This is a genomic window from Homoserinimonas sp. (assembly GCF_056262345.1).
On record NZ_JBACFR010000033.1, the window covers coordinates 1 to 10,534 of the forward strand.

Below are 10,534 nucleotides of genomic sequence, written 5' to 3' on the forward strand. Positions count from 1 at the left end.
GTAGAGGCGCACGGTCATACACCCCAGCTTATTCGAGGCAGGCTGAGGCTACCCGACCGACTGCACGAGAGCGGTCGCGATGGCGGTAACGCCCTCTCCCCTGCCCGTGAACCCCAGGCCGTCTGATGTTGTCGCCGAGACACTCACGGGCGCCCCGATCAGCTGCGTTAACCGCTGCTCGATTTCGGTCCGACGGCTCGCAAGCTTGGGCCGGTTGGCAATGATTTGCACGGCAACGTTGGAGATTGCAAAGCCCGATCCGGTCACAAGCCTCACGGTCTCGGCGATGAAGACGTCGCCGTGAGCCCCCGCGAAACGATCATCAGCCGTGCCAAAGCGCCCGCCGATGTCTCCGAGGCCCGCTGCCGAGAGCAGTGCATCGCAGACAGCGTGGCTCAGCGCGTCGCCGTCGCTGTGCCCGGCGAGTCCGGGCTGGCCTGGCCAATAGATGCCACCGAGCCAGAGCGGGCTGTCGTCGTCGAACGCGTGAACATCCACACCGATGCCGGTGCGCACTACGGGAACGGATGCTGCCGCTGGCTGCGCAGAGTCGTCAATGTAGCTTTCTGCCCGGCGCAGATCCCACACCGTCGTGACCTTGAAGGCACGCTGGTCACCGTCCACCGTGATCACCGGATGTCCTGCTGCAGCAAACAGGGATGCGTCGTCGGTGTGCTCCTTCGCAGCGGCGAAGTAGGCGGAAACCAGCTCTGCGCGAGGGAATCCCTGGGGCGTCTGTGCTGCAGCGAGTCGTGATCGGTCGAGAGTGCCCACCACCGTCCGCGCATCGTCTACCTCTTTGATGGTGTCGGCGATGGGCAGAACCGGCAGAACACCCGACCCGCTCTGCCGCACGGCGGCGACGACCGAGTCGAATAGCGCCGCCGGAGTCAACGCGCGGGCGGCATCGTGGACCAGAACCTCATCCACAGAGTCCAGGAGCACTCCCAGCCCGGCCCGAACAGATTCCTGCCGCGTCGCCCCTCCCGCCACGACGTTGAGGTATTCGCTCGCAACTCCGGCGATACCCCTGGCGAGAGCTTCTGCCTGCTCCACGTTCTCTGCGGGGGCGACGACAACGACCTGAGCGGGCTCGCTCATCGCAAATACCGAGGCGAGCGCCCGTTCCAAGAGGGTCTGCCCGGCGAGCTGCACCAACGCCTTCGGCATTCCCAGCCCCAGGCGGGTTCCGCTTCCTGCGGCTACGACTATCACGGCGGTGCGAGGTTCAAGCATGTCTACGAGCGTACCTCCGCATCAGGCCGCCCCGGTGACGCGAAAAGCCCCGGACCGCTAAGCGATCCGGGGCCGAACTCGTGGGGCAGATGCCCTGTGTGCGTGAAGCCTTAGGAGGCTAGAACGTCGTCGAGCATGCCAGAGGCCTTCTCTTCGTCGGTCTTCTCTGCGAGCGCAAGCTCAGACACCAAAATCTGACGTGCCTTGGCGAGCATTCGCTTCTCACCTGCTGACAGTCCGCGGTCCTGGTCGCGGCGCCACAGGTCGCGAACGACCTCAGACACCTTGATGACATCGCCGGAGGCGAGCTTCTCAAGGTTGGCCTTGTAGCGGCGTGACCAGTTAGTGGGCTCCTCGGTGAAAGGAGCACGAAGAACCTCGAACACCTTGTCGAGGCCCTCTTGGCCGATGACGTCACGAACACCGACCAGGTCGACGTTGTCAGCGGGGACCTCAATGGTCAGATCGCCCTGAGTCACGTTGAGCTTGAGGTAGAGTTTTTCCTCGCCCTTGATGATTCTTTTCTTGACCTCAATGATGGTTGCAGCACCGTGGTGCGGGTAAACGACGGTTTCGCCGACCTCGAATAGCATGGGTTAAGCTCCATTCCGTGACCACCAGTTTATCACAGGGGGCCTGAATCCGGCCTGCCTCCATGGGATGGCACTTCCGCTGCGTAGGATAAACTCACAGAGTCTTGCCGCGAGCGATGATTTCGCGGCCCTGTCACCCCGTCTCGTCACCTGGAGGGTTCCCGTGAGAGCTCGCATCGTCGCTTCCGTCGCATTGTCGGCGGCCATCACTCTTCTCGTGGCAGGCTGCGGTTTCATCACCCCTCAAGCCACGACCGACGACTACGACGCGAGCGATGGCACCAACGCCACGATCGGCGACGTCAAGGTTCTCAATGCCATCGTCGTGAGCGACAACGGCGTCGACGGCAACCTCGTCACGAGCGTCGCCAACAACGGCAGCGAGCGCGTGACCGTCACCTTCCAGTTCGAGAGCACCGAGGGCAAGTCCGACTCCAAGGTGACCGTTGCCGCCGGGCAGATCAAGAAGCTCGGCGTCGACGAGGTGTTCTTGCTCGAGGGCATCAACTCCGAGCCAGGCTCCCTCATGCCGATCTTTGTTCAGTACGGCTCAGAGACCGGCAAGCAGCTTCTCGTGCCGGTACTCGACGGCTCGCTGCCCGAGTACGCGGACCTGGTTCCGTAACCCACGATCACCACAATGCCCGGCCGGGGTTCGCCTCCGCCGCGCATTGTTGCGTTCGGGATGGTGCAATCCCTTAGAGGGGAAGCCCCCTACGCTGCAGCATCCTCAAATCGGTAGCCGAGACCCCGCACCGTTACGAGCAGTTCGGGCGCTGACGGAACCTTCTCGATCTTGGAGCGAATGCGCTTGATGTGCACGTCGAGCGTCTTGGTGTCGCCAAAGTAATCGGCACCCCACACGCGGTCGATGAGCTGCCCCCTGGTCAGTACGCGACCGGCATTGCGCATCAGAACCTCGAGCAACTCGAACTCCTTGAGCGGCATGGGAACGGGAGCGCCCGCGACCTCGACGACGTGCCGGTCAACATCCATCTTCACGGGCCCGACTTCGACGATCGCGGGGTCGAACGGCTGCTCAACGGTTTCGACCCGACGGCGCAGCACGGCGCGCATCCTCGCGAGCAATTCGCGCGTCGAATATGGCTTGGTCACATAGTCATCAGCACCGAGTTCAAGGCCAACCACGATGTCGAGCTCGGTGTCTTTGGCCGTGAGCATGACGATGGGCACGCTCGAGGTCGTACGAATGCGGCGGCACACCTCGGTGCCCGAAATCCCCGGAATCATGAGGTCGAGCAGAATGAGGTCGATGCCGCCCGCATCAAAGGCTGCCAGGGCGGAGGGGCCGTCTTCGGCAATCGTGACCTCGTAGCCCTCTCGCTTGAGCAGAAACTCGAGTGGCTCGCTGAGAGAACGCTCGTCTTCGACGAGGAGAAGACGGGTCACGTGGGTTCCTTTACATCGCCGTCAACGTGCGCTGAAGCGCCGGCCTCCAGGGCAGGACGGGCGGGAGCTTCGAGCGCTGGTGCCCCGTTTGCCGAAGCAGAGTCCGACATCGAAGCGAGGGTCGCAGAGGAGGCCTCTGGTAGCCGGATGGTGAACGTTGAACCGCGCCCCACCTGAGACCACACCCGCACGTCGCCGCCGTGGTTCTGCACGACATGCTTGACGATGCTGAGCCCGAGCCCCGTGCCGCCCGTATTACGAGCGCGCGCAGGGTCGACCCGGTAGAAACGCTCGAACACCCTCTCCAGGTCTTCTTCTGCGATGCCGGCACCCTGGTCCGTGACCGAGATCTCCACGATGCCGTCGCTGTTGGTCACGCCCACGCCGACTCGGGAGCGCTCGGGCGAATACTGCACCGCATTGGTGATGAGGTTCTGCAGGGCGGCAACGAGGATGGGCTCGTCGCCATACACCTGAGCGCCACTGTCTCCGCCGCTCACGATGGAGATGCCGAGCTTGTCGGCGGCAACGCGGTTGTGGTCGATCGCCGCGGCAACCACGTCGTCGATCTCCACGAGTTCTGGCTTGGCCAGAGCATCCGCAGCCTGAAGCCTCGACAGTTCGATGATCTCTTTCGTGATGCGGGCGAGCCGGTCTGACTCTTTTGTGAGCCGTTTGGCGAAGCGGCGCACCTGCTCCGGGTCATCAGAGGCAGCCTGCAGGGCATCCGCGAGGAGGCCCACAGCGCCGATAGGGGTCTTGAGCTCATGGCTGATGTTGGCAACGAAGTCGCGGCGCACCTCATCGAGCCGGTACGCCTCAGTGCGGTCCTCCGCGAGAAGCAGAATAAAACGGGAGCCGATGCGGGCGATGCGCACGAACAAAAAGACGTTGGCATCGCCGAAGGGGCCACGCGCAAGCCGGACTTCTTCTGACAGCGGCTCCCCGCTGCGGCGAACCTTATCGACGAGCTCCACGAGTTCTGGGTGCACGAGCGACTGATTCCACACGAGCCCGAAGGCCAAAGCGCCGGGCGATGCCTTGACGACATTGTTGGAGGGGTCGAGAACGACACCGGCCGATTCGAGGGCATCGAGCACTTGCTCGACACCATCTGGCACGCCTCCGCGAACGACCATGGCCGCACGCTCGCCTCGTCGGGCGGCATGGTGAACGAGGCTGACCAGCGCAACTCCGACGGCTACGCCGAAGACCAACGCCAAGGCAACCAGCACGCTGGGTTCCATAACCACTAGATTAGTTACATCTCGAGCCCGTCCGATCAGGGACGCTGCAGGTTCGGCGCTACAGGCCGTGGTGTTCATCAAAAGATCACCGGCCGTTAACCTCAGCGGGTCAGGATGGCCGAGGTCTGCCGCCCAAGCGGGGTGAGCCGAGCTGTGAAGGAATTGAGGAACAAGTCGATGCGCGAAGTATTTCAGCAGGAACTCCAGGAAGTTCAGGAGCGTCTCGTCGAGATCGCAACCCTGGTTGCCACGTCGATCGAGAACGCCACGAGTGCCTTTAACGAGTCGAATGTTGCCCTGGCCGAGCGCGTCATTGCCGACGACACCAAGATCGACGAGCTCACCGTGAGCCTCGACGAGCTGGCCATCAACATCCTCGCCCGGCAGCAGCCCGTTGCCCGCGACCTGCGCATTGTCGTCAGCGCCCTCCGCATCTCGGCCTCTCTTGAGCGCATGGGCGACATGAGCGAACACATCGCCCAGCTCGCGCGGTACCGGTTCCCCGAAAAGGTCGTGCCCAAGTCGCTTCGGCCGACCTTCGCCGATATGGGCCGACTCGACGTTGATATGGCCCGCAAGCTTGCCGAGCTCCTGCGCACCGAGGATGTTCGCCTCGCCGAAGAAATCCGCAATGACGACGACAAGGTCGACGCTTTGCACCTCAGCGTTTTCGACACTGTTCTCGGCGAGAAGTGGAAGGGCGGCGCAGAGGACACCGTCGACGCGACGCTCGCCTCGCGCTACCACGAGCGCTTTGCCGACCACGCCGTCTCGATCGCCAAGAAGGTTCAGTACCTGGCGACGGGCGACTGGATCCCCACAGAAGACTAGGTCTGCTCCCCCACGGGCGAAACGACAGAGGCCCCGCATCCGATTTCTCGGTGCGGGGCCTTGTCGTTGTTGCCGGCTATTCGCCTACTTCTTGCCCTGGGCCGCAACTGCGGCGGCGCCTGCTGCGGCCGCCTCGGGGTCAAGGTACTGCCCAGGCGTTACGGGCATAAAGTCGTCGCCCAGCTCGTAGACGAGCGGGATTCCGGTGGGGATGTTGACTCCGGCGATGTCAGCATCCGAAATGTTGTCGAGGTGCTTGACCAGCGCCCGCAGTGAGTTTCCGTGGGCGGTGACCAGAACCGTGCGGCCCGCGGCGAGGTCCTTGGTGATGTCGGACTCCCAGTAGGGCAGCATCCGCTCGATCACGTCTTTGAGGCATTCGGTGCGGGGCACGTCGTTGCCGAGATCGGCGTAGCGGGGGTCGCCCACCTGCGAGAACTCGCTATCGTCGGCGAGCACGGGCGGCGGAGTGTCGAAGCTGCGGCGCCACGTCATGAACTGCTCTTCGCCGTACTTGGCCAGCGTCTCAGCCTTGTCGAGTCCCTGGAGGGCACCGTAGTGGCGCTCATTGAGGCGCCATGAACGCTTGACGTCGATCCAGTCGCGGTCGGCCGTTTCGAGAGCCAGGTTGGCGGTGTGGATGGCTCGTTTGAGGCGCGACGTGTAGAGCACGTCGGGCAGCAGCCCGGAGGCGGCAATGAGCTCGCCAGCACGGCGGCCCTCGGCCCGACCCTCCTCGGTGAGGTCGACATCGACCCACCCGGTGAAGAGATTCTTCTCGTTCCAGTCGCTGCGGCCATGGCGGAGGAGGATGAGCGTGTAGGTCATGCGGCCAGTTTAGCGACGAGAGATGCTACCGGCGGAGATGTGACTGAAGCCTGCGATTAGAGGGTTAGGCAGGCGGAAGAAGCGCGCGAGCTTCGGCAGCAGGCATGCCGGTTGCCACCAGCAGGTCCACGAGCAGTGGCCGCAGCAGGTGCACAACGATCGATGTGTTGAAGGCCGCTCCCGGCAGGGTGACGGCCGGGTCGAGCAGGGGCATGATCGCCGCGAACTGGGCGCGCGCGTCGGTCGCCAGCTCGGGCTTGCGCAGGCTTTGCCCCAGAGTGTCGATGCCGGCGCGGATGCTCTCGAATAGCTCGGCGAGCACGGGACGCTGCAGCCCGTCCCGCACGAGAAAACTGATGCGACGCGTAATCACACGCAGGTGGCGTGCCGCTAGATCGAGACCGCCGAGCACCTGCGCCTGATGGCGCAGAGCGCCAAGATGCCGTCTGAGAAAGGGAGAGATCCGAGCGATCGCGAGGGCCGAGTCGAGAGACTCGTTCCACGCGTCGAGGTGTTTTTGCGTGCGCCTCAGCCGTTCGAGGGCAAGACTCGCCGCTGGCTCGTGGGCCTCTCGCAGCGCCGCGGCCACAGAATCGAGCGACTCCAACAGTGCCGAGACCATGCGCCGGGCGTCCCGATCGGCGATGCGCCTCGGGTCGCGGGGAATCAATGCCGTCACGGTGAGCGCAACAGCCCCCGCAACAACGGCGTCGATGCTGCGAAGGAACACCCCGCCCTCCGGCGGAGGCATGAGAAGCACCAGCATGGACTGAACCGCTGCGGCAATGGCGAACGGCGCGCTCGGCGAGACCAGCCGAGACACCAGCAGCGTTATTCCGAGCACGACGGCCAGTTGCCACCAGCCCACGCCAATCACGAGCAGAGCGATCTCGCTGAGCACAATGCCCAGGGTTATTCCCACGGCCGAATCGAGCACGCGACGCGGCCTCGCGTCCCGGGAGAAACCCAGGATGGAGATCGTCACGGTGACGGCAATTGCGGGAGAGGAGTGCCCGAGCAGATCGTGCGAAATGAAATACGCGACGGTGGCGGCAACGACGATCTGCACGGTTGCGGGTAGCGATTCCCTGACCCGATCGAGGGCAGCCCTTGCATCGAGCCGCCGATTGAGCTTTCTCTCTAGCCGGGCCGAAGCATCGCGGCGTGCTGCGCTCACGCCCCGGGACGGCTCGGCCGGGTGGCAGCACCCAATCGCGGCAGCCTCGGCGCCGCCACAGTCGCCCCGGCACTGGCCGGAACAATCACCTCTTGCGCCGCCGCAACGGGCCCATCGGAGGTCTGCACCGTGAGAGTCGCCGTCGAGTCGAGGGTGCGTTTGACCACGGCAAGGGCGATGGAGCCCAGCTCGTGGTGCCGCACAGCCGAAGTCACGGCTCCAACAGCACGGTCGCCGAACACGACCTCGTCCCCGGCCTGCGGCAGGATCGAGTCGGAACCGTCGAGGTGAAGCATCACGAGGCGGCGGGGCGGATGCCCGAGGTTGTGCACCTTGGCCACCGTCTCTTGGCCTCGATAGCAGCCTTTGTTCAGGTGAACCGCGGAGCGCATCCAATCGAGCTCATGCGGAATCGAGCGCTCGTCGACCTCGCGGGCGAAGCGGGGTCGCCACGCGGCCACGCGGAGTGCTTCGAGTGCGAGCACGCCAGCCGCAGGAGCGTCAGACTCGGCGAGCGCCGATCGCTCGACGAGAACCTCGCGATAGGCGAACTCGGCGCCGGGATGCTCGCCCTGCGCATATTGCCACCCGCCAGCAACCACGTCGGGCCATGGGTCGCTCCACACGAGCGGAACGCCGTGCGGGCTGGCGATGGGCACCATTCCGGCGAGGGTTGCTGCGTCGGCGAAGCTGCCGAGCGTTGCGAAGTCGCTGCTGCGGTCACGGACCTCGACCCGCATCATGAAGCGCATGCGGTCGAGCCAGGCCGCAAGCGATGCGGCTTCGGACCCCTCGACGAGAAGCCAGAGAGAAACGCCATCGTCGAGCACCCGCATGTCGTGCTCGATGCGCCCGTTGGGGTCGAGAATGAGTGCCTCGGCCGACTCTCCGGGGGCGAGCCTGGCCAGAGACTGCGTGCTCATGGAGTCGAGCCACGTCAGCCGGTCGGCTCCCTCGATCTCGATGACCCCGTGGTGGGAAAGATCGACAACGGCCGAGCCGGCAGCAAGCTGCCGTTGCTCCCGGACGGGGTCTCCGTAGTGGGCGGCGACTCCGGCATCCGGGCCGTCGGATTCCACGGCACCCGAGCGAGCCAGCCACGGAGACGCGGAGACCGCCGCCTCTTTCACCGGGTTCTCACTGGACACGGGCGAGCCTTGCCGACGCGTGCGAGGTCAGCGGCTGGCCGAGGGCGACGATGTCCCACGCCCACAGCAGGTGGTCATCGACGAGCCCGTAGAGGCGCGTCGATGCCGTGTGTTCTTTGGCATTAGCGCTGCGAACGACGGCGTCGGTGACGAGGTCGATGCGGGGGCCGACCACCTGACCGAGGTAGAGCTCGCTCACACCGCTGGGGTGAAGGATCGACACCTCGATGTCGAATCCGCCTGCGGCGTTGCGCAGCGTCTCGACGGCGTTGACGTTGGTGAACGGTGCGGGGCCGACTCCCGGGAGCATGCCGGGGCCGGGGTCCGCGTCGGTGCGCGGACGAGAGAGGCGCCAGAAGCCGGTCTCGGCGGCGAAGATCTGGGGTTCTGCAGGCTCGGATGCCGCGTCGGTATCCGAGCGGCCATCCGCGCTGCCATCCGAGCTGCCATCCGCGTCGGCCGCAGTGCTGGCGTCGGAGGCCGCATCGGCGCCGGATGGTTCGAGCAGCCAGGCCGTCGAGCTGTAGTTGAGAAACGGCGTGCCGTCGTGGCTGAAGCTCACGCGCTGACCGAACTCATACTCGCGGGCTTGCCCGTCGACGGGATAGGAGATGACCCCGGTGCCCTCCCAGACTCCGATGAGCCACGAGAGCGGCACCAACTCGGAGGGAAGCGAAGAATCGATTTCGATCATGTGAGGCAGCTCCCTGCCGGTGAGAGTGCGGGCAGCGGTTTAGCGCTGACCGCGAAAAAGGTTATAGAGCACGACGGCGGCAACCCCACCGATGGCCAGAACGGCGAGGACGAGGAGTCCGACGAAGAAGAGTTCCAGTGCGAGCATGCCTGAATTCTACCCTCACGCAGACGGTACGACGACGGCAACGATCGTCGCTATCGCCAAAATGGCGACGGCCCCGCCAACGCTCACAGAAAGCCGGTTCACAAAACCCACCTTGCTGTCGAGGGAGAGCTGCAGGCAGAACGACAAAATAAGGCACACGGCCAGCACGATCGGATACCACTGCATCCGAGCATCCGGCTGGGCGAAGAGGGAGACGAGAATCGCCCCCAGCGCCGCAACAACCCACACGATGCCGATCGTGATTGTGGCGCTCCGAAGAGAAGGAGCGACGGGTTCAGAAACGGTCATTTACTCATCCTGCCCCATTCACCACACGCCAACCTGCCAGTGCGAAAAGTGATAGGCCGTCGTCTAGATAGACTTGCGACACAATTTTGGGAGGCACCCTTGGCGCAGCTGTTGATTTTGACTCCGGCCGTCGACAGCGAAGTCCTGCCCGCATTGGGGTTGCTGAGCCACCGCGTCAAGCATCTGCCTGCCACGCCATCGCAACTCGTAAACCCACCAAGCTGCGATCTCATGCTTGTGGATGCCCGCAAAGATCTGGCCAGCGCCAAGGCCCTGTGCAAGATTCTGGCGAACACGGGCACCCAGGTTCCCGTCGTTCTCATCGTCACTGAGGGCGGCCTTGCTGCGGTAAACCCGGAGTGGGGAATCGACGATGTCGTGCTCGTTGATGCAGGACCCGCCGAGGTCGACACCCGCATCCGCCTTGCCGTCGGCCGCAAGGCAACAGAACAGACCAGCACCAAGATCAGCGCATCCGGAGTCGTCATCGACGAGGCCAGCTATTCGGCCAAGGTTCAGGGGCGCCCGCTCGACCTCACCTACAAGGAGTTCGAGCTCCTGCGGTTTCTCGCCTCCCACCCGTCGCGGGTGTTCACCAGAGAACAGCTGCTCAGCGAGGTCTGGGGCTACGACTACTTCGGCGGCACGCGCACCGTCGACGTGCACGTGCGACGCCTGAGGGCCAAGCTCGGAGACCTCGAATCGCTCATCGGCACCGTGCGCAACGTTGGATACCGCTTCACAGGGCACGACGGCGATGAGCGCTAATACGCCCGAATGGCTGAACAGGCTCATCTCCCGCGCAACGGCAACGGATGGCCAGCCGCCGTTCTCAGACCAGAGCCTCGTGGAGCTGCGTGACGGCCGCCGCGAACTTCTCTCGATCGACGAAACCGCCGCCGCCGTTCTCCTCA

At 64.5% G+C, this 10,534-nt stretch carries 12 protein-coding genes; 3 read left to right on the forward strand and 9 right to left on the reverse strand.

What is annotated here, in order from left to right; all coding sequences use genetic code 11:
• Positions 1 to 48: 48 nt before the first annotated feature.
• Entirely contained in the window at positions 49 to 1,236 is a 1,188-nt protein-coding gene (gene ispD / locus AC062T_RS01535; RefSeq protein ID WP_476026744.1) for a 2-C-methyl-D-erythritol 4-phosphate cytidylyltransferase, read from the reverse strand.
• 110 nt (positions 1,237 to 1,346) lie between these two features.
• A complete protein-coding gene (locus tag AC062T_RS01540; protein ID WP_108515012.1) occupies positions 1,347 to 1,829 on the reverse strand; it encodes a CarD family transcriptional regulator in 483 nt (160 codons plus the stop codon).
• 163 nt (positions 1,830 to 1,992) lie between these two features.
• Between AC062T_RS01540 and AC062T_RS01545 the strand changes: the two genes are divergently transcribed.
• Complete coding sequence (locus AC062T_RS01545; protein WP_476026747.1) at positions 1,993 to 2,454, forward strand: hypothetical protein; 462 nt, start codon at positions 1,993 to 1,995, stop codon at positions 2,452 to 2,454.
• An 89-nt stretch (positions 2,455 to 2,543) separates the two neighbouring features.
• Here AC062T_RS01545 and AC062T_RS01550 read toward each other — a convergent pair whose 3' ends face one another.
• Together AC062T_RS01550 and AC062T_RS01555 are read right to left on the reverse strand one after the other, a co-directional pair.
• Positions 2,544 to 3,239, reverse strand: a complete 696-nt coding sequence (locus AC062T_RS01550) for a winged helix-turn-helix domain-containing protein (protein ID WP_476026749.1) — start codon at positions 3,237 to 3,239, stop codon at positions 2,544 to 2,546.
• On the reverse strand, positions 3,236 to 4,486 hold the full coding sequence (locus AC062T_RS01555; protein ID WP_476026751.1) for a sensor histidine kinase: 1,251 nt from the start codon (positions 4,484 to 4,486) through the stop codon (positions 3,236 to 3,238). The genes AC062T_RS01550 and AC062T_RS01555 overlap by 4 nt, the downstream gene beginning before the upstream one ends.
• A 177-nt stretch (positions 4,487 to 4,663) precedes the next feature.
• Here AC062T_RS01555 and phoU point away from each other — a divergent pair, with 177 nt between their 5' ends.
• Complete coding sequence (gene phoU / locus AC062T_RS01560; protein WP_108515004.1) at positions 4,664 to 5,317, forward strand: phosphate signaling complex protein PhoU; 654 nt, start codon at positions 4,664 to 4,666, stop codon at positions 5,315 to 5,317.
• Positions 5,318 to 5,401: 84 nt separating this feature from the next.
• Here the strand turns inward: phoU and AC062T_RS01565 are convergent, their stop codons facing one another.
• The 5 genes from AC062T_RS01565 to AC062T_RS01585 form a co-directional block, all read right to left on the reverse strand.
• Entirely contained in the window at positions 5,402 to 6,145 is a 744-nt protein-coding gene (locus tag AC062T_RS01565; protein WP_476026753.1) for a phosphoglyceromutase, read from the reverse strand.
• A 64-nt stretch (positions 6,146 to 6,209) separates the two neighbouring features.
• The gene (locus AC062T_RS01570; protein ID WP_476026755.1) at positions 6,210 to 7,322 is read right to left on the reverse strand and encodes an FUSC family protein; all 1,113 of its coding nucleotides are present in this window, start codon (positions 7,320 to 7,322) and stop codon (positions 6,210 to 6,212) included.
• Positions 7,319 to 8,470, reverse strand: a complete 1,152-nt coding sequence (gene ygfZ / locus AC062T_RS01575) for a CAF17-like 4Fe-4S cluster assembly/insertion protein YgfZ (RefSeq protein ID WP_476026757.1) — start codon at positions 8,468 to 8,470, stop codon at positions 7,319 to 7,321. The genes AC062T_RS01570 and ygfZ overlap by 4 nt, the downstream gene beginning before the upstream one ends.
• Positions 8,460 to 9,164, reverse strand: a complete 705-nt coding sequence (locus AC062T_RS01580; RefSeq protein WP_476026759.1) for a nitrobindin family protein — start codon at positions 9,162 to 9,164, stop codon at positions 8,460 to 8,462. Before AC062T_RS01580 ends, ygfZ begins: the two co-directional genes overlap by 11 nt.
• 162 nt (positions 9,165 to 9,326) lie before the next feature.
• A complete protein-coding gene (locus AC062T_RS01585; RefSeq protein ID WP_476026761.1) occupies positions 9,327 to 9,620 on the reverse strand; it encodes a hypothetical protein in 294 nt (97 codons plus the stop codon).
• 99 nt (positions 9,621 to 9,719) lie between these two features.
• Between AC062T_RS01585 and AC062T_RS01590 the strand changes: the two genes are divergently transcribed.
• Positions 9,720 to 10,388 (forward strand): response regulator transcription factor, encoded by a 669-nt coding sequence (locus AC062T_RS01590; protein WP_108514992.1) that lies wholly within the window; start codon positions 9,720 to 9,722, stop codon positions 10,386 to 10,388.
• The last annotated feature ends 146 nt before the right edge of the window (positions 10,389 to 10,534 follow it).